Source organism: Maribacter sp. IgM3_T14_3 (genome assembly GCF_049603095.1).
In the GTDB taxonomy this organism is placed as follows: domain Bacteria; phylum Bacteroidota; class Bacteroidia; order Flavobacteriales; family Flavobacteriaceae; genus Maribacter.
Genome location: NZ_CP187138.1, coordinates 4524433 through 4550417 on the forward strand (window position 1 = coordinate 4524433; position 25985 = coordinate 4550417).

A 25985-nucleotide genomic window follows, 5' to 3' on the forward strand; every position below is an offset into this window, starting at 1 on the left:
TATGAGTAAAACCGTACTATTAGCAGATGATGACCAACTATTAGCCTCTTTATTAAATTTTAGGCTTAAGAAGGGTGGTTATGCAGTACACCATTCGGCTAATGGTAAAGAGGTAAAAGAATATTTAAAAGATTCTATGCCCGACATTATAGTGAGCGATATAATGATGCCTTATTTTTCTGGTATTGAGCTCATTGACTATGTACGAAACGAACTAAAATCTAATACACCTATAATTATTATATCATCAGCTGGTAACGAACAAAATGTTCTCACGGCTTTTGAATTAGGTGCAAATGATTTCATCACTAAACCAGTAAGTCCTACTGAATTATTAGTTAGAATAGCAAGAGAAATAGAGAAGTAAAAAAGATAAAATTTGTTGATTCCCCCTAATCAAATTAAAATATCGATAATAACTGCACCAGAATTCAATTTAGAATATCTCTGGTGGCTGACTATACTATTTTTTGTGTTGGCGGTAATCTATTTCATTGGTGTGTTTGTTATAAGAAATAACATTAACTCAAATAACCACCGCACGAAAGACAAGAAGATTGAATTTTCCCCCATGATTAATGAATTTTTGTTTTTTGAAGATTCGAATTCAAAAGAGGAGAAAATGAACTATCTAAATCTAAAAGTTAATATTAGAGAGTTGATCAAAAACGATTTCGATAGAAATGTTTTAACAGAAGTTTTGCTTGATTTACGTAAAGATCTATCAGGGCAGTCACAGGCGGTTTTAATAGAACTATATAAAGATTTAGGGCTACATCATGATGCTTATGAGAAATTAGGAAGCCGTAAATGGCAAGTAATTTCTAGTGGTATTCTAGAATTAACGACGATGGAGGTTGATGAAGCGTACGGACTCATTATAAAATTCATTAACCATAGACAGAATACCGTTCGTAAACAGGCAGAAATAGCAGTCGTAAACCTTAAAGAAGAGGGAATTAAATATTTTCTTGATAACACAAAATTTAAGATTGCTGAATGGCAACAACTAAAGTTGTTAGATGTACTACGACATAAACCTAATTATTCACCACCACAATTTGGACTTTGGTTAACATCATCGAATACACATGTAGTGTTGTTCTCATTACGATTAATAAAGTATTACAGTCAAAATGATGCCGAACAATCTATAATAACACTGTTGAAGCATAAAAACCGCGATATACAGGCAGAGGCAATAGAATGCATTAAAGATTTTCATTTCGTGAATGCTTTAATGACATTGAAATTGGTGTATTCGAAGGCTAGCCATGATATTAAAATAGCAATTCTTGATGCTATTGGGGAGCTAGGTACTTTAGCTGACGTGCCTTTTTTAGAAAATTTACAACTTACTGAACGCCATTTTAATATTAAAGGAAAAGTTATTGGAACGCTTAATAAAATCGATCCTGAAAGAATAATGCCTACCAAAAATATTTCGACTCCAGATTTTTATGATACTGAATTGAACATCGATGATCTTAATGTAGATGATAGAATACTTGAATCAGAGTCAGAAGGTGTTATCGAACAACCTAGAACAGAGAATAAATCCGAATTAAATAAGGAGAAAACTTTAAACGAAACTGTTGATGTGGTTGATAATAACAATGAAGTTGCTGTTATCGCAGAAGAGTCAAAAGCAGAAATAATAGAAGAAGATACTATTGAACACCTTTTAGAGCAATCAGAAAATATAACTGAACCAACTTCAGTACAAAGAGATACGGTAGATTTTAATGAAGCTGATTTGTCATTTTTACCACATGTTAATTATGAAATTGAATTGGATGAAGAAAATAAAATTGAACATCAAGAAATAGAAGTGAAGCAAAATATTGACGAAGAATTAAGCATAGACTTTTTACCATTGGTTATAGTCGAGGAAACTTTTAAAGAACCAGTTTCAACTTTTGTTCAAGAAGAATTTGAACCCTTATTTGAATTAGATGATGATTACAATGGAAATAAAGAAGAAATTGAGTCTGAAGTTTTAAATGAAGCTATACCAACAATGGAGATTGAGAGTATTGATTGGTCTTCAATTAATGCTAAAAATAATTTGAATACTACTATTGAAGTAGATGATAATTTAAATCCATTGGATTCTCTTGAAGAGGAAAATACTTTGTTTGTCGCGAATTTTATGCCTCAAGAAGAATTGGATCCTATGGTGTTGCTTGAAAATATTGCTGAACTTGGCGATTGTAGAGAGTTAACATTACTGCAAGAAATTGCTGATAGTAATACATCAGACCTAGTAATTGAAAGAGCTAATGAGCTTATTAGAAAATTCTCATATGAGACACCAAGACCTAACGAATTATTTTCAGCTGAAAATGATTTAGCTGAAAGTGTATTTACCGAAATCTATAACCTTGCGGATCAAGAAACCAAGCTTATTCTCTTAAATGAAATTAAAAGTATTGGTGATGAGAAAGAAATCCATTTATTAGAAAGCATCATAAAAACAGCTTCTGAAATACTTGTAGAACAAGCTACAGAGGCTTTAGAGCATATAAAATCTCACTTAGAAATTACCGAACAACCCGAAATAGAAACAGAAGAAAAATCACTCTTTGAGGTTGATTTTGAGTTAGAATTGAACGAGTCTATTAAAAGAAGAATAGCATCGAACGATAACGGCTCTACTTTATTCGATCAGTTATGTTCCTTGTCTAACTCTTTATACAAAAAGAAGAATGGATAGTGAGCTATTTGGTGTGGTATTGGAATATATCAATTTTGTATTTTTTGTATTTACATTGATATTATTTTGCCTTTTTTCTGCAATGGCTTATTTCTCTACTAGAAATTCAATTCACTATAGAAACAAAAATAGCTTTACCGATATCACCAAAATAATGGCCTCACCTTTGGCGCCAACGATTACAATTATTGCACCTGCGTATAATGAGGGACTCACCATTGTTGAGAATATTCGTTCATTATTATCATTGCAGTATGTTAACTACGATGTAATGGTGGTGAACGATGGTAGCAAAGATGATACCTTACAAAAACTCATTGATTCATATGACCTTGAAAAAATAGATGTCGAAATGGATCCCGATTGGAAATCTAAACCTGTTCGTGGTATTTACAAATCTAAGAATAGGGCATTCGAAAAATTAACCGTTGTCGACAAAATGAACGGTGGTAAATCTGACGCTCTAAATGCTGGTGTATCTTTATCTACGAGCAAGTATGTAGGTTGTATCGATGTTGATTGCCTTTTACAGCCAGATGCTTTATTACATGTTGTTAAATCATTTTTTCAACGTTCAGAAAAAAGAGTGATTGCCGTTGGCGGAGTTATTCGTGTTGCAAATTCTTGCATAATACAAGGTGGTCAGCTTGAAGAAATTAGGTTACCGACGAATTGGCTGGCAAGGTTTCAACTTTTAGAATATACTCGCTCTTTTATATTAGGTAGAATGGCATGGGGTAGAATCGATAGTCTACTGATCATATCTGGTGCATTTGGCTTTTTTGAACGTGAAATTGCGTTAGCGGTTGGTGGGTATGATACCGATACTGTTGGTGAAGACATGGAAATTGTTTTTAAAATGCGTCGTTATATGCATGATAGAAAAGAACCATATACTATTGAATATATACCTGACCCACTTTGTTGGACAGAGGTTCCTGAAGACCTTAAAATACTCATAAATCAACGTGATCGTTGGGCGCGCGGTAATCTAGAGACTTTGTTCAAACATAAAGACATGTTGTTCAATTCTAAATATGGTCGGCTTGGTTTATTAAGTTACCCATATTGGTTTTTCTATGAATGGCTTGCGCCATTATTAGAATTTTTTGGTTTTTTCACGATTTTACTATTTGCCTATTTAGGCATTTTAAATTGGGAATTCTTTTTAATGATTACGTTGTCCATATTCCTGTTTTCAATTATGATTTCGTTTTACGCAATTCTGTGGGATGTGTATTCGTATAACCAATACCGAAAAACAAAAGACATTTTAATATTAATGGGCTTGGCAGTTTTAGAGCCATTCATTTTTCATCCCATCGTAGTATATGCTGCAGTTAGAGGGAATTATAAGAAATTATTTAAAATAAAATCTGGTTGGGGATCCCAAGTTAGAAAAGGTTTTGCAAAAGCATCATAATAAGTAATGAACACAAGTCAAATAGATAGATATTCCTTAAAGCAGTATACGCGGCTTATGATATCCTTTTTCGGATGTTTGCTCGTGTTGACGCTTTTTCAATATGGTATGCTATACTTTAAAGGTGTTTTAGATGCTATTTTTTCTGTTAGCTTATTAAAAGCGATTGTTCACCAAATTGGCTTTACTGCACTTATAGGCATTGTCATGGTTTTTCCGTTTAACTTTTGGGAAAATCTACGCTCTAAATATGGTTTCAATCTTGTATTTGCTTTACTCAGTGTAATTTTAATTATTGAAGCGATGCTTACGGCATACTATTGTACTACTCTGGTTCCTTTAGGTTCAGATATTTTAGGGTATAGCTACGCAGATATCAAAATAACCATTGCAAACTCTGGTGGATACATAATTTCCTTGTATTTGCTAATTGCTTCCGCAATATTAATTGGTCTATTTTTAGGACTGTACCGGGTCACCTCTAAATTCTATCACAGAATTAGTAAAATGTACCCTTTTACCATTGTATTGTTTAGTTTGTTCGTTGCCTCTTTATTTACCGATGGTAAACCCATTAATCAAAACAAAGTACAATACCTGGCTGTTAACCTTTATAATTCTTCTACCGAAGACAACTCGTATACTTCAACAGAAGAATATCCATTGGTAGAAAGTTCAAATATCGAAAATGTTCTTGGTGAATACTTCGAATTAAAAGAGGAGAAACCTAATATCGTTTTTATGATGGTTGAAGGTCTGGGTAGGGATTTTGTTGGTGAAGGTGCCGAATATGGCGGATTCACTCCATATTTAGATTCTTTGACCACTAAATCTTTATACTGGGAGAATTTTTTGAGCAATACGGGTAGAACATTCGGTGTACTACCTTCATTATTAGGATCATTGCCTTTTGGTAAAAGTGGATTCATGGAACTAGAGGAGTACCCGAACAAATTGACGCTGTTCAGTGTACTTAAAAATAACGGTTATCATACGTCATTTTATCAAGGTACCAATAGCTCTTTTGATAAGGTTGATAGATTTCTTAAAAGTGAGAATGTTGATTTTGTATTGGATAAATCAGGATTCGGAAATAAGTACCAACAACAGGCTGAAGATGCTGCAGGTTCTTCGTGGGGTTTTCCAGATTTAGAATTATTCAAAAAAAGTATCAGTTTAGAAAGAGGAGAAAACCAACCTAGGTTAGAAGTGTACATGACTATTAGTACACACGAACCTTTTATTCCGCCTAGTCAAGATGTATATGAAGCTAAAGTTGAAAACATACTTTCAAAAGGAGGATTCGATTCTAGGGTTGAAAAAGTCATTGAAAAAAACGATAATGTCTTTGCGACACTTTTATACACCGACAGCTCTATAAAGTGGTTTATGGAATCGTATAAAACGCAACCGAATTATGAGAATACAATTTTCATTATCACTGGCGACCATAGATTAATTCCAATTCCACAGCGTAATAATATCAGCCGTTTTCATGTGCCGTTAATTATGTACAGTCCAATGCTGAAATCTACACGAAAAATGAGTTCTGTATCTTCTCATTTTGATGTTACTCCCACTATTTTGGCGTTATTAAATGGTTCTTATGAATTGAAAATGCCTAAAAAAGTAGCTTGGATGGGTGGTGCCATTGATATGCAAACTGCTTTTAGATCCACAAAGAATATTCCATTAATGCGGAATAAGAATGAGTTGAAAGAATATATAAGTGGCGAGACACTGTATACCGATGGTGATATCATGCAACTAGATGAAAATATGGATATCAGTTCTGCTTTTGGCGGTGGTGCTATAGAATCTACTTTAGAACGATTTAAATCTGTAAACCATTACGTTACAACAGAGAACAAGATTATACCTGATAGCTTGGCAATTTTCACCATTCAGAAAGAAAAGTTTACCGATAGTGAAACGGTTTGGTTGAATAGTGTTTACGATGGTAAAGATTCAGATAAGGGATATTTTGTTGCCAGAGATTTAGCATGGAATAAAAAATGGGACAAAGCGTTATTGTTATGTCGATATAACCTTTCTGGAGCACCTAGTCATATAGATACCAAAATATTAATGGGTAGGGTTTATTCATGGAAAGGAAACCATAATAAGGCTGCAGAGATATTACGAGAATGTATTTCTATTAATCCGAATTACATAGATTCTTATGCTGCGTTATTCGATGTTTATTATTGGTCAGATAAATTGAGAGAAGGTTTAGAATTAATAGACAAGGTTCAAGAAAATAGTTCTAGTGCCAATGAAATCGCAGACAAAATCTCAAGGGCTCGTACCATTGCAAGAAATGCAGGTATCAAAATACATATGCCAGAAAAGAAAGAGACCGCAAATTCTGTAGCGTCAATTAAATAATGAGTAATAAGTACTTACATATCATTCTTTTGGTTCTATTAGCCGGTATCTATCGTGGTACTGGTCAAGATACCGCTGATAATTTTGATACGGCATATGCATTGGCTTATGAAGGCAAAACGAATACTGCACATAATATGCTATATGTATTAATTAATAAGTCTGCTACAGATGTAGATACTTCTTTATTATGGGCGAGTACGTTAAGTTGGCGCGGCGATTATGATTTAGCGCGTTCATCGTTTAATTCCATTCTCTCTAATACCAAAAATGATAAAGAGGTATGGATCTCAGCTATTAAAAATGAACTGTATGCAAAAAACTATGCTTCGGCATTGGGTCTTTCCAATAAGGCACAGGTGTATATTGAAAATGATTCTGAATTAATAAGACTTCAAGCACTAGCTACCGAAGGTGTAAAAGGTTATTCGTATGCTGATGATGGTTGGTATAATGTTAATAGTGCTGTCAAAACTAAACTAGTAACAGCCAAAAAACAGAAGGCAACGTTAGCAAAAGATATTGATGATAAGAACGAAGAACTAGTTAGAAAAACACCGGTTACAGAAGAGAAGCTAAAGAACTCTGTAATGGTAAATAGTTCTGTAACTGTTTTTGACCAACGTTTTGATCCCATTACTACATCAAGCATTGCTTATAAAAGACAGACTCCCTTTGGATCTATTATTCCAAGAATAAACAATAGTAATAGAGTAGGTAAAAACGGAATTCAATTAGATATTGATTTGTACCCAAAAATTGCAAAAGGCTTTTATGCTTATGTCAACTACGGGTATTCAGAATCAGATCTGTATCCTAATCATAAAGTTGGTGGCGATATTTATTACAACCATAAAAGTGGTTTAGAATTCTCTGGCGGAGGTAGGTATATAAATTTTGCAACTAGAGATATAAAATCCATTACCAACTCAATAGGATATTATAAGGGCAATTACTACTTCTCTTTACGATCATTTATTACCCCAGCGGTCGATAACTTAACCAATGTTTCTGGAAATTTATTGATACGTAAGTATTTAAAGGATGCTGATAATTATATGGGAATTAATGTAGGTTACGGATTTTCACCGGAGCTGCGACAATTTACCTCGGGAGATCAATTGTTGGCAGAAACACTGTTGTATATTGAATCGCAACGTTTAAGTGTAGAGTACCAATTTACAAGTAAAAATAATTTAAGTGCCTACAGAACAAATGTGGGAGTGCTGCGCCAAGAGCAATCTTTTGACCCCGGAAGTTATTTTTACTCTATCTCTGCAGGATTAACGTATGAGTTTAATTTTTAGACTTCATAGCAGATATCCACTTATCGGCATACAACCCGTAGACTAACCCCAACTCATTATCGTAAACATATTGTTCATCTTTACCAGCATCAAAGTTTACATTATATACGTACACCTTGATACCTGCTTCTTTTAATTGCAACATCAATTTCTTCTGACTTGCAATAATCCTTCTTGATAGTGCCACATGTTTTACATTATTCACTTTTAAGAAATTGACTTTATCACCTTTAATAGATAATAATGGTTCTTGAGAAATCATGGCATGTATACCATGCTCAGATGCCTTTTCTACTGCCATAACACTAAATAGTTCCATTATAAGACGGTCTTTATCTACAAAGGCGTCGGCGAAGGCAATTGGATCATTAACTTTATCTGTAATTAAGGTAGCATCTGGATGATTCTTGAACCAAGTATTAATGCCATCCATATCTAGTGTAGAATAATCACCATAAATTTTCTGTTTCATGAATTGAGAATGGGTAGGAGGTAAGCTTCCCGTATAATCTGTAAAACGAGCCCACATTTCCCAATCATGTGCTGCAACTAATTTTCCGTCAGATGTTTCTATAATGTCCAATTCAAAATTACGGAAGCCTTTCTTATAATTTTCATCTAATGCATGCCTAGAGTTGGTAGATTTTACCCCGTTGATTTCTCCACCTGCATGGGCAATATAGCGGTCTACGTTAGGCTCAAATTCATACACCTCTTTAGGAAAATAAATTTCATTTGTAGTAATGGGCGTATTTAAAGTTAAGGTTTGGGTGATGGAGTTATCATCAACCTGTTCTATAATCGCGTCGTTAAAATTATGCATCACATAAGCTTGACGCCCTTTTAAGCTACTTAATTGTATAAAGCCCAAATCGTATAACTGCTTTTCAAAGCCTGTTAATTGTGCTGCTGCCGAATCATGGGCCAATATTGCAAAGATTGCATTAGACGCTTTCATTCGTGTAAGTACTTCTAAAAAAGCTTTTACATCTTCTTTACTACCATAAGTATCAAAGGTTTTAAATTCTATCTGATTATTTGCCTGAAAATGAATAACGGTTAATCCGCGTTCTACAGCTTCCGTTTGTGAGAGAAAGGTAAAGGTACTTCGCTCATGGGTATTAAAACTATGGCTGTTTAATATCACCTTTGTATATATGGCATTTTTTACCTCAAGGTTTTTATGATTTTTTGTATTTGCTTTTAAGGAGCATCCTATTAATAGAATAATTAAAAGAAAACTATTTTTTAAAAATTTAATGGCTATAAGGGGGCTTTTCATGAATTATATACTTTATATCAAAGATATTTGATTGACAGTATATTAAAAACGAAAAATAAAGTCGGGTATTGTAGTACTTATAATAAATGTAGAATGCTATTAATTAAGTTGATAGCAATTCAATTTTTTACCTAACCTGAACTATAATTTACTGTAATTTCAATTTTTTCTTTTGCAACGTGTATCAAAATAGCCAATTATTTATATACAATTTTACAGCTCCATCGATAAAACACCAAAAAACAGGATAAACTGCACGCTTGAAAGCCCTTTAATATATAGGTGCTGAAGGTTTTGAAGGCTAAACAACACTTTTATATAGGTTTTACAACATAATTAAATTGGTTCACCACAATTTGTTGTCTCGACCTTAACATCGGTATATATTTACTTCAAGATATGAATACCCAAATATAGATTAACTTTTAAACCTACAATATGCTTTATGACACCTACGGAGAAGAATACCTTGTGTTTCTTCAAGATTTAAATGAGATTCTTAGTATCAACGAATTAGCGGAGTTGGATTATATGTAAATCTAAACCAAACCAAAACCAATAAAAAAATACTCATGGCACATCAAAATCAAGATTTTTCGTCTTATCAAAATTTTATTCAGGATCTTAATAGCATCCTAGTGAACTTTAATATCAATAAATTAAGCTATTCTTAGTGTTCCCAAACATTAGATAAAAAGAAAGCGCCCGTATAAACGGGCGCTTTCTTTTTTTAAAACAATAATAAGGTCTAGCCTAAATAGGTCTTCAATAACTTACTTCTTGAGGCATGACGTAATTTACGTATTGCCTTTTCGCGAATTTGTCTAACACGTTCTCTTGTTAAATCAAATGTCTGTCCGATTTCTGCTAAAGTCATTGATTGTTGGTCACCGATACCATAATAAAGCTTAACAACATCTGCCTCTCTCGGCGATAATGTATCTAAAGCTCTATTAATTTCAGTATTCAAAGACTGTTGTAATAAAACGTTATCTGGTCTTGGAGACTCCCCTGAACGTAAAACGTCATATAGGTTAGAATCTTCACCTTCACGTAAAGGTGCATCCATAGATACGTGTCTACCTGAGTTCTTAAGTGACTGCTTCACTTCAGAAACCGTCATTTCTAATTCTTTTGCAATTTCTTCTGGAGAAGGCGGGCGCTCATGTGCCTGCTCTAGGTAAGAAAATGTCTTTTTGATTTTATTAATTGAACCAATTTTGTTCAACGGTAAACGAACAACTCTTGATTGTTCTGCTAAAGCTTGTAGTATAGATTGTCTGATCCACCATACGGCATAGGATATAAACTTAAATCCTCTAGTTTCATCAAATCTTTTTGCTGCTTTTACTAAGCCTAAATTTCCTTCATTAATTAAATCTGGTAATTTAAGACCTTGATTTTGATATTGTTTTGCTACGGACACTACGAATCTTAAGTTTGCAGTGGTTAATTTTTCCAAAGCTGCTTGACTACCTTCGCGAATCTTCTGCGCTAATTCTACCTCTTCATTCGCTGTAATCAAATCAATTTTACTGATATCTTGCAAATATTTATCCAGTGATTTCGACTCACGATTCGTTACCTGCTTGATAATCTTTAGTTGCCTCATATGTGTGTATGGAATTTAGAAGTTGTACAAGTTTACAGTATACCGCTTTTTATCCGTATATCCTAATGAATACCACTATACTTCTACAGCATTTATTAGCTTTAACAAAGATTTAAACATTTTATGCTTTTATTTTTGTAAAACCTATTTTTGATATCAGACACTGAATTAATATGAGTAAAAGAGCCTTAAAGACATATATATCCAAGCTTCCAAAAAAGGCATTAGAAGAGCAAATAGTAGAGTTATACGAAAAATTCCCCACCGTAAAAACCTATTATGATTTTGCATTTAACCCCAAAGAAGATAAACTGGTGCAAGATGCTAAAGCCAAAATTGCCAACGAATATTTTCCGTTAAAACGAAGAAGGCCAAAAGCAAGACGTTCGGTCGCTCAAAAATTCTTGAAGCATTTTATCAAACTAGGTGTAGATCCTCATTTAATTGCTGATGTTATGTGCTATAATCTAGAAATTGCACAGACCTTTTCTAAAGAGAAAAATGTGCCGGATTCTTTTTTTAGAAGCATGCTCAATTCATTTAACGAGGTTATTCAGTTTACTAGTGTACAGGGAGTCTTTCCTGAATTTCGAGAGCGTATTTTAAAAATTTATACAGAAACACAAACCCAGAAGTGGCTGTTTGAGGATGAATTCTCAAAAGCATTAGATATTATAGATTAGCATATGGCAATAGTAGTAATACGACAAGATGATAGAATAGACCTTTGGAAAAATGCCTTACAGAATGCTGATACCTCTGTAAAAGTTTATAGCTATCTAGAAGATCACCCAAAAGAAGAAATTACCATGGCGGTCATCTGGAAGCATCCTAAAGGTACGCTTGCAAATTACCCTAATTTAAAATGTATTGCTTCTGCCGGTGCCGGGGTAGATTATATTTTTGAAGATGAAACCCGACCGAAGAGCATTCCAATTACACGTATTGTAGATCCTTTTTTAGCGAGCGATATGTCTGAGCATGTGCTTGCAGTTGTATTAGCACATTTAAAAAATCTAAATGCCTATAAACTTGACCAAATTGCCAATAATTGGGCACCTAAAGATTACTTACGTATTAAAGATGTTACCGTTGGCATTTTGGGTTTGGGAGAACTGGGGGCACTAACTGCTACCGATCTTACTAAATTCGGATTCAGAGTACAGGGGTGGAGCAGGAGTAAAAAAAATATCGAGGGAGTAACAACCTTTTCCGGGGCTGATGAACAACAAGAGTTCTTAAAAACTACCGATGTGTTGGTTTGCTTATTGCCATTAACGCCATCGACCGAAGGTATACTAAACAAAGAACTGATGTCTCAACTTCCTAAAAATGCCTTTGTAATAAATGTTGCCCGTGGCGGCCATTTAGTTGACGCAGATTTAATCGAGTTATTAGATGTCGAACACTTATCTGGGGCGTGTTTAGATGTATATCATAAGGAACCATTACCCAAAAACCATCCTTTTTGGAATCATAAGAAAGTGCACATGACACCCCATTATGCAAGTGTTTCTGATACAAATTCTGTTATTCCGCAGCTAATAGAAAACTACTACAAGATAGGTTCTGGAGAAAAATTGCAAAATTTAGTCGATGCTGACAAGGGTTATTAATATTGTTTTTTTCAAGTTTTTTATTTCCTAGACCCATAAAAATCACATAATTTTATAAGGTTTTTGCATTGTTAACATAAATAAACGCCTACAAACCTTTTGAAGCTACATAACGAGATTACTGAGAAAACCCTGTACGATTATCAAGAGGAGGATCTACATTCCATTTTTAAGTATTTAGATGAGAATGGCGATAATTCTAACTTGTTATACCAATTGCCTACCGGTGGCGGTAAAACGGTGGTGTTCTCTGAAATTGCCAAACGCTACATCGCAAAAACCAATAAAAAGGTTATTGTACTAACCCATCGTATCGAATTAAGTCAGCAGACTTCTAAAATGCTGAAGGGCTTTGGGGTAAAAAACAAGATAATCAACAGCGAAGTTAAAGAGTGGCAAGACCAAGATGAGTTTATGTGTTTTGTGGCCATGGTCGAAACGCTAAATAACCGTCTTCAAGAAGAGAAAGTTGAGATTAATAATATCGGTCTAGTTATTATCGATGAGGCGCATTACAACTCTTTCCGTAAACTATTTAAATTCTTTGAGAACTCCGTTATTCTTGGGGTTACGGCTACTCCGTTGAGTTCGAATATAAAGCTTCCCATGAAAGACAACTATAAAAAGTTGATCGTGGGCGAGTCAATAGAATCGTTGATTCAAAAGAAGTTTTTGGCAAAGGCGAATATGTATAATTATGATGTTAGCCTACAGACCTTAAAACTTGGTATTAGTGGCGATTATACCGTAAAATCTTCTGATGAGCTGTACGGTAACCACAGCATGTTGAACAAGTTGGTCTCTGCTTATAACGAAATAGGTAAAGGCACAAAAACCTTAATATTCAATAACGGAATTAATACCTCTAAATACGTTTACGAAATTTTTAAAAAGGCCGGTTATAATATTCGTCACCTTGACAATAAGAATAATGCTACCGAACGAAAAGAAATTCTAAAATGGTTTAAGGAGACTCCCGATGCTATTCTTACTTCAGTGAGTATACTGACAACTGGTTTTGATGAGCCAAGTGTTGAGACTATTATATTAAACCGTGCTACACGCTCTCTTACCCTTTATTTTCAAATGATCGGTCGTGGTTCAAGATACCTACCTCATAAAGAGGAATTCAACGTTATCGATATGGGGAACAATGTCGCCCGTTTCGGTATGTGGAATGCGGGAATCGATTGGCAAGAAATCTTTCATTTTCCTGATTTTTATTTAGAGAATATTAAGAACGATGAAGAAATTGAACGGGAATTCGTTTATGAAATGCCACCAGATCTTCGTGCTGAATTTGCAAATTCTACCGAAATTGATTTTGATATAAAAGCAGAATATAAAAAAAGCTTTGCTAACGGAGAGAAATCTAAATTGGTACTTGAAAAGAGTATTCAGCAGCATGCAAAGATTTGTGTAGAAAATTCTGAAGATGTTTTTGATGCCCGTATTCTAGCTAAAAAATTAAAGGAGGAAATCAAATATCGCGTACGCCAATATTCGTATTGTATCATGAACAATACTAAAAACTACAAAGAATGGCTAGAAGAAGATTATGAGCGAAAATTGCGTTCTCAAATCTCTAAGATGTTTGCTGCGAAAATGTAAATTTCAAAGAAATTTTAAATTCACAATTACGTTTTGTCTCATTATCAATTCAATATTCTAGGTTGCTTATAATTCGTTGATTTTCAAAAATACCCTATGGGTTATTTATATTCATATAAGTTGTTTAAATTCAAGTGCTAGAACCACCAGAATTTACCCTTCTAATGAAAAACCGATTATTCTCTCTCATTTTACTGCTTACACTAGTCTTTTATGCAATTGCCGGATATCACTTTTTAACCGGTTGGCATCCTCTTGTAATGATGCTCATTGCTATTCTTTTAGGGGTGGTCATCAATTTTGGTGTTTATATCCTATTTAATTTTTTAGGAAAAAGAATCAGGAGTATCCCACTGAAATCGATCACGGCAATTTTGAGCGGTATCGTAGTTTTTATCATTTTAAAATATGTCGGTTTCGGGTGGCCCTTAGTACTCTATAGTAGTATTGCTGCAGTCGGTATAGTATTGTGTATCGCTATTTATAGATTTCAATTAAAAAGAAATTTCTCTTCTAGTGCCTTTCTAATCATAATGCTTATCGGTATCGGTTATATCTTATTCGTTTTAGCTGATACAGGTACTGACCCTTATGATAAAGAAGTGCCTTTGGCTTTCTCTGAAAATGAAAACTTTTTACCTTCATCGTTACCATTAGAGAACCCTGCTGCTGTTGGTAATTATGCGGTCAAAACATTTACTTATGGTAGTGGAACCGATGAGCAACGAGAGGAGTTCTCAAAGGGAGTAACCTACTCCACTAATTCAGTAGATGGTACCTGGTTAATTCCTGATTGGAAAGACAAAAAGAAAAAATGGCGCGAACAGTATTGGGGCTTTGGTGCTGAAAAATTTCCGCTAAATGGTAGGGTGTACATGCCAGATGGCAATGGTCCATTTCCATTAACGCTCATTGTTCACGGTAACCATAGTATGATCGATTACTCAGATGACGGTTACGGTTATTTGGGCGAGCTTTTGGCAAGTAGGGGAATCATAACTGTTTCGGTCGATGAAAATTTTCTGAACGGACATTGGTCCGGCGATTTTATGGGTAAAGAAATGCCCGCTCGTGCTTGGCTTCTTCTAAAACATTTAGAACAATGGCGAAGCTGGAATGCTGAAAATGGTCATGACCTAGCACATAAGGTCGATATGGATAATATTATGCTCGTTGGGCATTCTCGTGGTGGCGAGGCGGTTTCTATAGCTGCAGCTTACAATCCGTTGCCCTATTTTCCTGATCAGGCGAATCAGAAATTCGATTTCAATTTTAACATTAAAGGTGTCGTCGCGCTAGCACCGACAGATTATAGGTATGACCGCAAGATTATACTGAACAACATCAATTTTTTGAGCATACAAGGTTCTTACGATGCCGATGAAGTGAGTTTTTGGGGTATGCGACCCTACCGTCGTTTGCAGTATACAGATAGTGTTTCTCGTTTTAAATCGGGAGTATATATTCACCATGCCAATCACGGACAGTTTAATTCCACTTGGGGTAATTCAGATTTTGGAGCACCGACCAAGTGGTTGTTGAATCTGTTTCCTCTATTGAAAGAAGAGCAACAACAAGAAGCTGCTAAGGTATTTATCAGCGCATTTGCCGAAGCTACTTTGAAAAATAATCAAGAATATCGCTCTATTTTTAAGAACGTTTCTGTAGCCAAAAAATGGTTGCCTGTAGAACAATATCTGACTTCTTTTGAGTCATCTAATTTTCATACTATTGCTGATTTTGAGGAGGATTTAGATATTACAACAGCAAAAGATAGTACAAGAATCAATGTATCTAATCTAGGGTTATGGAAAGAGCAATACTTGCCAACACGAGATGATGGTAGCCAAGAGAATAATGCTGTTATTTTAGGATGGGATTATGAAAATAAGGTTAGTTCTTCGGATAAGGGAGTTTATGAAATACTACTTTCTGCGAATGATTCCATTCCGTTTTCAGCAACATCTAGTTTACAATTCACCCTCGGGGCAGGAAATCATGAATGGTTAGATATCAATTTAACAGAAGCTCAGAAGGAAGCAAAGAAAGATAAAGAGAAACGGGAAGTCCCACAAATAGACTTCACGATTCAGCTAACCGATGCTGCGGGACAAATAAGTGATTTAAAAGTAAGTGAGATAAAAGGGATTACGAAACCTTTGAAAACAAGATTTACCAAATTCGCATTTTTAGACAAACAAATGATCGGTGCAGATTGGGAAGTACAATTACAGACCTACCATTTTCCACTAGAACTATTTAGTAAGAAAAACGCTGAGTTCAATGTAGCGGCAATAAGCAGTATTAAATTCATTTTTGACCAAACGGATTATGGGGTAGTGGTAGTAGATGAAATTGGGGTTTCTGGTAGTTAGTTGTTGTTCGTCATAGCGAGCAGAGCGTGGCTATCTGTTTGTTTGGAACACCAAATGATTCTTATCACTAGCAAGGGTCTTCGACTGCGCTCAGACTGACAATGTAACTGAATACTGAAACTGCCTTACTGAAACTGATCACTGAAAACTACTTCCTAACAAACGACGAACAGATTGCCACCTCGCGAAAAGCTCCTCGCAAAGACGTTTTGAATTCGTCATAGCGATCGAAGCGCGGCTATCTGTTTCTTTGAAATACGCTCACTTCGGCTACGCTCAGTGACCTTACTTTCGTCATAGCGAGCAGGGCGCGGCTATCTGTATGTTTGGAACACGCGAACATTCTACACAACCCTTTGTCAGTTCGAGTGAATTTCTAGATACGAGAAATTAACTTGCCCGCCGAGTAGGAGGGTATAGAGAACCATTTTGTGTACTAAAAGTTTTCGATGCAACTTTTTGGTTTTCGCTATGTTACAACTAAAAAGCAACTTTAAGTGACATTCTTGTAAACGAAATGTCATCCTGAGCGCAGTCGAAGGCAATGGAACACGCAAAAAGATTTTTGCACACAAGGGTCTTCGACTGCGTTCAGACTGACATGTTAACCGAAATTAATTTGAAGTACAATGATTCAACGGATTGCCACGTCGCGAAAAGCTTCTCGCAAAGACAAATTAAAACTGAACTCGGCTAACTGAAACTGCCTACTGATACTGTAAACTTGCCAACCAAAAACCATTTCCCGTACTTTGTACTTAATACTTCGGACTTTGTACTTAAAAAATAACACCCAAACCCTTCTCGTTATCGCTCTAGTATGGCCAGAACCTGCTTCTACGGCTGCGGGAGTTCGTATGTTGCAATTGCTAGAAGTATTCAAAAAGAAAGGCTATTCGATAACCATTGCTTCGGCGGCTTCTAAATCAGATTTTTCGGCAGATGTAGTTTCTTTAGGATATCAAACTGCGGATATTAAAATGAACGATGGTTCGTTTGATGTTTTTGTTGCAGAGTTGAAACCTGATGTGGTGTTGTTCGATCGTTTTTTAACCGAAGAACAGTTTGGGTGGCGTGTGGCTGAAAACTGCCCAAATGCATTACGGATTTTAGATACCGAAGATTTACACAGCCTGCGTCATGTGCGTGAACAGTGCTTTAAAAAAGATATACTATTTACTACAGATGCTTGGTTGGCAGATGATAAAACCAAACGAGAAATCGCGAGTATGTATCGTTGCGATCTTTCTTTAATAATATCTAGTTACGAATTGGAATTATTGACCGGTGTTATCAAAATAGACAAAAGTCTATTGTTGTTACTTCCGTTTATGGTCGATGAGATTCGAAATGAAACCAATTGGAAAACTTTTGAAGAACGAAAAGATTTCATCTTCATAGGTGGTGGAAAACATGCTCCTAATATAGATGCGATAAAATGCTTGAAAACCGACATTTGGCCATTACTCCACAAACAATTGCCTAATGCCAAATTACATGTGTATGGTGCTTACTTGCCACAGCAGATATTAGAAATGAATAACCATGCAGCAGGGTTTCTAGTACACGGCAGAGCAGAAAATGTAGATGACGTTATGAGTACCGCTAAAGTATGTTTGGCTCCGATACGTTTTGGTGCCGGCATTAAAGGGAAATTGATTTCTGCAATGCAAAATGGTACACCTAGTGTTACCACAACTATTGGTGCAGAAGGCATGCATGGTATTTTGGACTGGAACGGTTATATAGAAAATGACCATACCACTTTTGTTGCTGCAGCGGTTCGTTTATATACCTTAAAAGACACTTGGCAACAATCGCAAGACCAGGGGAAAACCTTGATCAATACGCTGTACGTTAAAACAAGTTTAGAACGTGTGTTTCTAGAAAAGATAGCAAATCTGCAACAATCAATTACAACTCATAGAACACAAAACTTCACAGGTGCTTTATTACAACACCAAACTATGACCGCTACTAAGTTTATGGGGAAATGGATTGAGGAGAAGAATAGGGGGTAAGCTAAAGGGTTTCGTTATCATAACACCTATGGACAGTGCGGTGTTGCTCGTCACGCCCGAACCTTCTATCAAGCAACAATCCCAGTATTGTCTTTAGCCATTGTTGTCATTAGTAGCGAAACGTTTGAGTAAGCACATACTGCTTCAGTTTGTAGCTAACTTTTCTAATTTTCCACCTTCGAGTAAACTCCTTCAAACAGTTTATTTGAGTGAAGAGCCTCTGCGCAAAGTTTTTACGTGTTTCTTTTAGAGTTAACCAAAACGCAAAAATTCTAATGGACTTTGTCGTTACTTTTGATAGCTTCGTATAGGTAAAGATTCGTCATTTCTTATTGTTTATTGAATTATGCATTGTATGCCATTTGGGGACGGCCATAGAGGCATTTCCTATTTTTAATTCTAAAATTTTAACTAAATATTGTTGTATTTTTGTTTGATAAAAATTGGTCCTTAATTTAAACCACGTGACACGATTATCTTCAAAAAAAACATCTTGTAATTTCTCAGCTTCTAAAACAGACTGCACAAAACAACCTTTTTGATTTAATGGAGTCCTATTGTGGGAAATCAGGAATAAATTACATTGGGTTACTATTGAAGTTATCATTGCGAGTAATCGTATCGCAGGGTGGGGATGTGTTTTTTCCTCAAAATAAATATCTTGCTTGTTTCCTTCGAATGACAATAAATAGATAATGAAGGGAATAGTGAAGAGAACTATCATTAACTCTAATTTTTTAGTCGAGACTTCCTTGCCATAAATAGTATGTGCATAGTACAACAAATGTTCTGAAATGCAAAGGCTGGAAAATAAATCTGCATCAATTTCCAAAATATGTCTTTCAATAGCAAACTGCTTCACTTTTTTTGGAATCTCCTCCAAGTTAGATTCCAGAAATTTTGAATTTTGTACTAAGTGCCCTATTTCATGGTAAATTGTGAACATTGCCGCTGCAGATCCAAATAATCGATTTATTGACAACGATTTTAATTTTACAAATTGTGAATTGTTTTTAAGTTTTTCATTTAAATAAAATTCTTCAACAATCCATTTTAAAATTCCGATATTGACATTTACAATGTATTTATTCTCATGGATTCTAGCCCTAGCATTAATACTAAAGTACGGGCTTAAGTATAGATAAGCCGGAGATATACCAAACTCAACTAATGATTGCAGCGCTTCTTCATAAAAAGTAAATATTTGTAAAAAATTATTTTTATATGGAGAAAATTCAAAATCACAAAATTCCTTTTTCGGTAATTTTAGAGCCTCCTTGGTTTCCTTGCAAGAAGTTAAGTATTCATCATAGCTAATGTAGTCATCTCCAAATTCCATACTTAATTTTGATATATAGTTAAAGTTCCGCTCTCTATTCAATATGGTCAAAAAGATTTTTTAAGCTATTAATGACAACGTGGGGCTAAGAAGAGTTTCAATTCTTTTTAGCTTTATTATTATTGTTACGTTTCGGGGAGTGCTAGCTAAGTTCTATATTTCAATAGTTGTACGCAAGTACTTACATAAAGAGTTGTGAACAAGTTATTAGCGAAAAGATTAATATTAACTAGATAGTTTCTGATTTTCCCAATCGTTTTTTAAATATGCAAGCGCATCTTCCAAAGCTTTTTTAGAAGGCTTTGGGTTAAAGCCTAATTCTTCTCTAGAGTTACTAATATCATAGTCTTGTTTTAAACCATAAAACATATCTAAGTAATGTCGTTGCAATAACGGTTCTTTACCGGTAAGCTTACTGCTAAATTCCATTAACCCAGCTACACCATACAAAAGCCATTTTGGTACTTTTTTTGGCATTTTCAACTTTAGTTCTGGGTATAAATCTGCTGCGATTTTTACACTCTCTTGTAAGGTAGTATGTGTTTCATTTGCTAAAATATAGCGCTCGCCATCCCTACCTTTTGTCATGGCATTGTACATGCCTAAAGCAACATCTTTAACATCGACCCAATTTAAGGTTACACTAGTATCTACAGGTATTTCCCCATTTAATACTTGTAGTACCAAATTGTTAGAATAACTGAGTTTAAACGCTATAGCACCAACCATTGCAGATGGTAAAACCAGTACCGTTCTAATACAGTATTTTTTACCTAATGCTATGGCTAGTTTATCTGAATCATTTTTCGAATTATAATACCAATTTCTTCGATCGTTATTATAGCCATTAGCTACATTGGCGGGTAATTTCGTAAAATCTAAACTGGCTACAGAACTTACGTATACCATATTTTGTACGCCACATTCTTTAGCGATATCAAAAACGTTTTGCGTTCCTTGTATGTTGTTATCATAAATTTCAGTTTTAGGGTCTTTTGCCCACATACTAAAATTTGCCGCTACTGCGTATACATTGGTGACCCCTTCAAATGCCTTTCTTAAGGAGGCTTTGTCAGTTATATCTGCCTGTACAATGGCACAGTCCAACCCTATAAAAGGTGCCGTATTATTTAGGTTTCTAACGGTGGTTCTAACTTTTTGGTTATTGGCAAGTAATAATCGTATTAAGTTGTTTCCTAAATGTCCGGTACCGCCTGTAACTAATGATATCTCTTTGCTCATACTATTTTTGAATTTTGCTTAGGCAAATTTCCGTGACTTTTAATTGGTAAGAAATAACATTTGTTAGAAAGCGATCTGTTTTCTAATACGACTTAGCGATTGCGGTTCCATTCCTAAAAAGGAAGCGATATTATCTATAGATACCTTTAAAGCCAATGTTGGGTACTGGTTTACAAATTTTTGATATCGCTCTTTTGCGGTTAAAATCTGAAAATCTTTTACGCGTTCTAGTTTACAATTCAGGTGCTCATTGGTGACTTCCTTCACAAAAATTGCCCAGAAATTTGTCTCCCTTTGTAATAGATCGAAGTCCGGCTTTGCTATTTTAACAAGTCTGGCCGCGGTTACAGTTTCGTAATAATCCATTGACGGAGTCTCTGTCATAAAACTCTCTAGCGATGTGAAGAAATCTTGCTCTGCTACGAGATGCTGAACCACAATTTTACCATCTATATTCTGATATCCCTTTACAATACCGGAATCTAAGAAATAAATATACCGTTCTACTTTTCCTGCTTCTAAGAGAATGGTTTGCGCAGGAACTTCTTCCGATACGAAATACTTTTTGATCAGATCAATATCGTTTTGCGATATGGTTGCTCTTGACTTTATGTAGTTAATTAGATTTTCCATAGATGAAAACGAAGTTCGTTTTTTCTAAAATTGAAAACAAGTACACACAAAATGACTTGTACCCAAGTTATAAACTACTAATTAAATAATAGTTTAGCGTTTTAAAGTAAAATGACCTGAGTAGTTTCTACCGTCATTTCTTGTCACTACAAACCAATAATCTGATGCTGGCATGATTTGCCCATTATAAGTACCGTCCCAAGAAGAAGTAGCATTGAGCTGTTTTAGAAACTTACCATACCTATCGAAAATTTTAACGCTTAAGGCAGGTTCGGTATCTGCATAATCTATCACCCATTCATCGTTGACCCCATCGCTATTGGGAGTAAAAAATTTTGGAAAATATAAGATATATGCAAGTTCTTGTCTTATACCACAACCATTTTTATCTCGTACAAACACGGTGTATTCGCCAGGTAGCAAGTCGGTAAAAATTGCACTGTCTTGATAACTGTTATTATCTAAGGAGTATTCGTAATCACCTAAACTAGAATCAGATACATACACTTCTATACTATTGTTGTTATCTGTCCAGTCTTGTATATCAAATCCTGAAATAGTGGCAATATTCGACAATACCACTTGGAAGTTTTTAGTTGTACTGCACGTATAAGTGTCATGGTCTTCTGAAACGCTTACCCAAAAAGAACCAATATTGGCATTAGTTACGGTAATGGTCTGAGTGGTTTCTCCTGTAGACCATAGATAGCTATCAAATCCGAAGCCGGCATCAATGGTAACGCTTTCATCTTCTTCACATAGACCTACAAAATTATCTATTTCTATAATAGGAGTTTGGGTGAGACTCAATCTTAATTCAGCTACTTGAGAACATTTATCATCAGAAACAATACGAACATAAACCACAGGATACTCTGCATTCCATACATACGAAGAGGCTTGTACTATTTGATCTTCTACAGTGGCATTTTCTGCACCTAAACGAGTAGTGAAGTAACTATAAGTACAATTTGCACAATGAGATAGTTCTGGTTCATAAACGGTTACATCAACTAATTCTTCACCATCATTATCGGTATCGCAAACATCGATAATACTATTGTTCACTTCTAAAGTTGGGGTTACAATATGGACTGTTACGGCTATCCTTTCTTCGCTTTCGCAGCCATTAACCGTTTCTTGGGCACCATAGTAAGTTGTTCCATCCGCTAAGTTGGTAGCCTCATCTAAGGTATTACCATTCGTTAAAGCATCATACCATACAGCAGTGCTACTTACTTCGATATCTTTAAGAGTAGGGTTTTGGGTGGTGCAAAAACTTTGTTCGCTTTCCCCGACTAACACGGCTGGTTTTTCTAGTACTTCTATATAAAACTCATCAGAGGCTATTCTACAGGTAACAGAATTAATATTATCACCATTGGCGACACTTACCCGGTATAAATAATCGCCAGCTATTCTGGTATCGGTGAACTGGTATGTTGTATTCGTTTCTCCAATAATATCTACCCAGCTGTTGCCATAGTCGTCAGAAAACTGCCATTGAAACCGAGGATCTGAGTATCCTGCAGAAATAATCGTTTGAAGAGTATGGTCTACGCTTTCATCTTGACAAGTAATAATACTAGTGCCCGTTTCATTCTCTATGGAATTTGTTATGGTGGGTCCGCAAGGTTTAAAAGTTATATCATCTAAAACAATATCATTACCTGGGTGTGCACTTGGTGCTGTATTTAATATGGTGATCACCACTTCGGTATCACTTTCTAAGGTAAAAAAGAAACCATATTGCACCCATGTACCCGAAGATGTCTGTTGAATATCTCCTGTATTATAAGAACCTAAAATTGTGCCTGATGTATCACTTACTCTAAATGTTACATCTGGGTGGTACTCATCTGTACCCACACTTGGGTTCATCACATTCATAAGCCATGCAGAAAACTCATAAGTAGTATTACCACATAGCCCTGTAACCGATTTTCTATAGAAGACACCTTCTTCTGAAAGTACGGCGCTATTAATGACCATCATATACCCATTAGTATCGCCGGTATGATCGCCGGTAACGTGCCAAGCATTTCCTTTTAAACCGCTTGTACTATTAGCAATGGTATATTCGCCCTCGTCTAATTCTCCTGAACTGCTATAAGTAAATGCTGTGATAGCTGTTCCTAGAGTAGCACCAACGTTTGTTCCCGAACCAAAATTAATTTCGGCAACGGGGTCTCCTAAACTTCCTTCACATAATTGAGTATATGCTTGTGTCGTAAAAAATATACATAAGAATAATAAAAAATGGTGATTGGTGACCAACGTATTTTTTTACTAAATCTATTTAAGTGACTGTAGTTAATCAAATAAAATCAGCGAATGCATCTTATAAATAAGTGAATGGCATTTAAGGGTGTATATGTATCTCTGGATATAATTTAGGAATGACACTATAAATAGACCGAAAATTTTAAACCAATCTTTTAATATTTGAAATTTGATGCTACACTTTTCTAATAACTAACATAGGTTTGCTTTAATCGTCATATCAATACATCCACCAATCCTTCAAATAGTTTCAATTATTACGTAATTTCGAAGTGTCTAAAGACATGAACTATGGAGGTTAGTAAAATGAAGAGTTATATTAAAGATGTATTAGAACATATGCCAAGTGATTGGTTGAACCTAACAACGCATCGACTTGATATTTACAATGAAGAATTGGCTAAAGTTCAATTTTTAGACCAGTTCGAAAATTTAGCTAAACAGAATAATTCTGATGCCACTGCGCTAAGTAATTTACCAACTGCTTACGATTACATCCGTCTTGGTCATCCATTGTCTTGTATTTTAGAATGGGCAATTGGGTCTTTAAACAACGTAGCGCCTGAACAGGTGATTAGTTTCTTGTCAAAGACGACTCCTATTTTATCCATCCTTAGAACAAATTTATTAAACAATAGAAATACGCTTATTGCTTATACGGGAGAATTACCTAGTGCTTTTGATGCCGATGTATTACGAGAGATTTACGGCTATACTTTTGAATTAAAGAAAGTTGAGAATGTTGCAGATATAGTGGCGTTCGATGGTAGTACTATTTTTTTATCGCATGATGATGAGATTTCTGCTTCTGACCTTAACACTAATATTGATTTTTACATAGATATATATGCCGATTTAGGTAGTATTTTATTGGTGAACGGCGAACAGAACAAAAGCTATATTTCAGATATTCAGCATGTTAGACGAAGAGAGACTGTTGCTATGACTCCCGCAAATTGTCTTAATGCGCTACAATCTTTAGTTGATCAGCCTTCTACTCAAATTCATAAAACAAATGTAGCTGATAATAAGGCAAAGATATTAGATGCCATAAGAGATGTTTCTGGGAGTAGTACAACCCCATTGGTGGCTTCTAGCGGATTATCTATTCAATATGCAATTATGATGGGATTGGTTCACCATGCAATCGAAAATCATAAAGGGAAAGCGATTAAAATTGTTGTTCCTCCAAATTGTTATGGTGGTACTAACGACCAAGCGAGACGTGTGGCTGCTTGTAGCAGTGCTATTGAAATAGTCGATTTACCAGTGGATGGGGATAATGATATGGTACAAAGTATTGATAAGGTTCTTAATCAATTAGCCAAAGAAGATGCCATACCATTTATTATTGCCGAAATACCAACGAACCCAAGAGTTGAAGTCCCAGATGTTTATAAATTAAGAGCTGTTTTAAGTGCTAAAAGAAAAACGGCAAGTGGGAGTGAGGCTATAGATCCTGTATTTATTTTGGATCAAACGTTCTGCCCCAATGTTCACTTTTTAGGGGATGCTGATATTTTGTCATCCGTAAGAACAATTTCATTTGCTAGTGGGTCAAAATTTCCAAGTGGTGGTAAATGCACTGCAGGTTATTGTATCGCAAATAAAATAGCGGAACCTTTAATGGATAAAATCGGCTTGCATTTAAGTCTTTGTGATAATGAAGCTACCGATTTGCAGTATGAAATTTTAGCAAAGCAGATGCCATCGATGATACAGCGTATTCACGATGCTTATGAAAATACACTTGATTTTGTAAACTATATTAAGAAGACATTGCCTGCCGCTAAAATCAATTTTGTATCTGAAGAATTGGCAAACGAAGGATTTACGCCTTCTGTTTTTTCTTTAGACCTGCCTACCAAAGGCGATAGCCCTGAAGAAAGAGAAACGTATAAACGAGAAATGAACCATAGGCTAATCAACCTAATGATTACCGAAATACCTAATGAGAGTAAATACTGTGTTAGCTACGGACAGTTACATGGTTGTTACTGGACGATACCGGCAACTTCTACCCAAGGCACCACTAAAGAAGATGATAAAGACTATATTGCCCGTGTATCACTTTCTCCTAATATGGATGTGGAACTTCACAAAAAAGTATTTCTGAAGTTTGTTGAAAGTATGTAAA

At 35.3% G+C, this 25985-nt stretch carries 17 protein-coding genes; 11 read left to right on the forward strand and 6 right to left on the reverse strand.

Annotated features, from left to right (window positions below):
* The first annotated feature begins 1 nt into the window (after window position 1).
* The 5 genes from ACPF9A_RS19970 (at window position 2) to ACPF9A_RS19990 (ending at window position 7834) form a co-directional block, all read left to right on the forward strand.
* The gene (locus ACPF9A_RS19970) at window positions 2–367 is read left to right on the forward strand and encodes a response regulator transcription factor (protein ID WP_423999792.1); all 366 of its coding nucleotides are present in this window, start codon (window positions 2–4) and stop codon (window positions 365–367) included.
* Between the two features lie 204 nt (window positions 368–571).
* Window positions 572–2716 carry a hypothetical protein gene (locus tag ACPF9A_RS19975; protein ID WP_423999794.1) on the forward strand — a complete coding sequence of 715 codons (2145 nt, stop codon included), beginning with the start codon at window positions 572–574 and terminating at the stop codon, window positions 2714–2716.
* Window positions 2709–4139 carry a glycosyltransferase family 2 protein gene (locus ACPF9A_RS19980; RefSeq protein ID WP_423999796.1) on the forward strand — a complete coding sequence of 477 codons (1431 nt, stop codon included), beginning with the start codon at window positions 2709–2711 and terminating at the stop codon, window positions 4137–4139. The genes ACPF9A_RS19975 and ACPF9A_RS19980 overlap by 8 nt, the downstream gene beginning before the upstream one ends.
* Window positions 4140–4145: 6 nt before the next feature.
* A complete protein-coding gene (locus ACPF9A_RS19985) occupies window positions 4146–6527 on the forward strand; it encodes a sulfatase-like hydrolase/transferase (RefSeq protein ID WP_423999798.1) in 2382 nt (793 codons plus the stop codon).
* Window positions 6527–7834 (forward strand): YaiO family outer membrane beta-barrel protein, encoded by a 1308-nt coding sequence (locus ACPF9A_RS19990; protein ID WP_423999800.1) that lies wholly within the window; start codon window positions 6527–6529, stop codon window positions 7832–7834. The genes ACPF9A_RS19985 and ACPF9A_RS19990 overlap by 1 nt, the downstream gene beginning before the upstream one ends.
* Here the strand turns inward: ACPF9A_RS19990 and ACPF9A_RS19995 are convergent.
* Both ACPF9A_RS19995 and ACPF9A_RS20000 read right to left on the reverse strand, forming a co-directional pair.
* The gene (locus ACPF9A_RS19995) at window positions 7824–9116 is read right to left on the reverse strand and encodes a hypothetical protein (RefSeq protein ID WP_423999802.1); all 1293 of its coding nucleotides are present in this window, start codon (window positions 9114–9116) and stop codon (window positions 7824–7826) included. The two genes, ACPF9A_RS19990 and ACPF9A_RS19995, sit on opposite strands and share 11 nt — an antisense overlap.
* 748 nt (window positions 9117–9864) lie before the next feature.
* Window positions 9865–10728, reverse strand: a complete 864-nt coding sequence (locus ACPF9A_RS20000) for a sigma-70 family RNA polymerase sigma factor (RefSeq protein ID WP_027066973.1) — start codon at window positions 10726–10728, stop codon at window positions 9865–9867.
* 173 nt (window positions 10729–10901) lie between these two features.
* On the opposite strand from ACPF9A_RS20000, the gene ACPF9A_RS20005 reads away from it, so the two are divergent.
* From ACPF9A_RS20005 to ACPF9A_RS20025, 5 genes are all read left to right on the forward strand, one after another.
* A complete protein-coding gene (locus tag ACPF9A_RS20005) occupies window positions 10902–11411 on the forward strand; it encodes a DUF6155 family protein (RefSeq protein ID WP_423999804.1) in 510 nt (169 codons plus the stop codon).
* 3 nt (window positions 11412–11414) lie between these two features.
* Complete coding sequence (locus tag ACPF9A_RS20010) at window positions 11415–12344, forward strand: 2-hydroxyacid dehydrogenase (RefSeq protein WP_423999806.1); 930 nt, start codon at window positions 11415–11417, stop codon at window positions 12342–12344.
* A gap of 99 nt (window positions 12345–12443) precedes the next feature.
* Entirely contained in the window at window positions 12444–13955 is a 1512-nt protein-coding gene (locus ACPF9A_RS20015) for a DEAD/DEAH box helicase (RefSeq protein WP_423999808.1), read from the forward strand.
* Window positions 13956–14119: 164 nt separating this feature from the next.
* On the forward strand, window positions 14120–16330 hold the full coding sequence (locus tag ACPF9A_RS20020) for a hypothetical protein (protein ID WP_423999810.1): 2211 nt from the start codon (window positions 14120–14122) through the stop codon (window positions 16328–16330).
* A 773-nt stretch (window positions 16331–17103) separates the two neighbouring features.
* On the forward strand, window positions 17104–18351 hold the full coding sequence (locus ACPF9A_RS20025; protein ID WP_423999812.1) for a glycosyltransferase: 1248 nt from the start codon (window positions 17104–17106) through the stop codon (window positions 18349–18351).
* Between the two features lie 322 nt (window positions 18352–18673).
* Here the strand turns inward: ACPF9A_RS20025 and ACPF9A_RS20030 are convergent, their stop codons facing one another.
* The 4 genes from ACPF9A_RS20030 to ACPF9A_RS20045 all read right to left on the reverse strand — a co-directional run bounded on the left by ACPF9A_RS20030 (window position 18674) and on the right by ACPF9A_RS20045 (window position 23842).
* The gene (locus ACPF9A_RS20030; RefSeq protein WP_423999814.1) at window positions 18674–19690 is read right to left on the reverse strand and encodes a hypothetical protein; all 1017 of its coding nucleotides are present in this window, start codon (window positions 19688–19690) and stop codon (window positions 18674–18676) included.
* A gap of 225 nt (window positions 19691–19915) precedes the next feature.
* Window positions 19916–20932: an NAD-dependent epimerase/dehydratase family protein gene (locus tag ACPF9A_RS20035; RefSeq protein ID WP_423999816.1), complete on the reverse strand. Its 1017-nt coding sequence runs from the start codon at window positions 20930–20932 to the stop codon at window positions 19916–19918.
* Between the two features lie 63 nt (window positions 20933–20995).
* A complete protein-coding gene (locus ACPF9A_RS20040; RefSeq protein WP_423999818.1) occupies window positions 20996–21565 on the reverse strand; it encodes a Crp/Fnr family transcriptional regulator in 570 nt (189 codons plus the stop codon).
* A 93-nt stretch (window positions 21566–21658) separates the two neighbouring features.
* Window positions 21659–23842 carry a T9SS type B sorting domain-containing protein gene (locus tag ACPF9A_RS20045; protein ID WP_423999820.1) on the reverse strand — a complete coding sequence of 728 codons (2184 nt, stop codon included), beginning with the start codon at window positions 23840–23842 and terminating at the stop codon, window positions 21659–21661.
* 297 nt (window positions 23843–24139) lie between these two features.
* Here ACPF9A_RS20045 and ACPF9A_RS20050 point away from each other — a divergent pair, with 297 nt between their 5' ends.
* A complete protein-coding gene (locus ACPF9A_RS20050) occupies window positions 24140–25984 on the forward strand; it encodes a cystathionine beta-synthase (RefSeq protein ID WP_423999822.1) in 1845 nt (614 codons plus the stop codon).
* The last annotated feature ends 1 nt before the right edge of the window (window position 25985 follow it).

Bases quoted from the DNA above. Each gene is read 5' to 3' on its own strand.
- ACPF9A_RS19970 (WP_423999792.1), top strand. From the start codon at position 2: ATGAGTAAAACCGTACTATTAGCAGATGATGACCAACTATTAGCCTCT.
- ACPF9A_RS19975 (WP_423999794.1), top strand. From the start codon at position 572: ATGATTAATGAATTTTTGTTTTTTGAAGATTCGAATTCAAAAGAGGAG.
- ACPF9A_RS19980 (WP_423999796.1), top strand. From the start codon at position 2,709: ATGGATAGTGAGCTATTTGGTGTGGTATTGGAATATATCAATTTTGTA.
- ACPF9A_RS19985 (WP_423999798.1), top strand. From the start codon at position 4,146: ATGAACACAAGTCAAATAGATAGATATTCCTTAAAGCAGTATACGCGG.
- ACPF9A_RS19990 (WP_423999800.1), top strand. From the start codon at position 6,527: ATGAGTAATAAGTACTTACATATCATTCTTTTGGTTCTATTAGCCGGT.
- ACPF9A_RS19995 (WP_423999802.1), bottom strand. From the start codon at position 9,116: ATGAAAAGCCCCCTTATAGCCATTAAATTTTTAAAAAATAGTTTTCTT.
- ACPF9A_RS20000 (WP_027066973.1), bottom strand. From the start codon at position 10,728: ATGAGGCAACTAAAGATTATCAAGCAGGTAACGAATCGTGAGTCGAAA.
- ACPF9A_RS20005 (WP_423999804.1), top strand. From the start codon at position 10,902: ATGAGTAAAAGAGCCTTAAAGACATATATATCCAAGCTTCCAAAAAAG.
- ACPF9A_RS20010 (WP_423999806.1), top strand. From the start codon at position 11,415: ATGGCAATAGTAGTAATACGACAAGATGATAGAATAGACCTTTGGAAA.
- ACPF9A_RS20020 (WP_423999810.1), top strand. From the start codon at position 14,120: ATGAAAAACCGATTATTCTCTCTCATTTTACTGCTTACACTAGTCTTT.
- ACPF9A_RS20030 (WP_423999814.1), bottom strand. From the start codon at position 19,690: ATGGAATTTGGAGATGACTACATTAGCTATGATGAATACTTAACTTCT.
- ACPF9A_RS20035 (WP_423999816.1), bottom strand. From the start codon at position 20,932: ATGAGCAAAGAGATATCATTAGTTACAGGCGGTACCGGACATTTAGGA.
- ACPF9A_RS20040 (WP_423999818.1), bottom strand. From the start codon at position 21,565: ATGGAAAATCTAATTAACTACATAAAGTCAAGAGCAACCATATCGCAA.
- ACPF9A_RS20050 (WP_423999822.1), top strand. From the start codon at position 24,140: ATGGAGGTTAGTAAAATGAAGAGTTATATTAAAGATGTATTAGAACAT.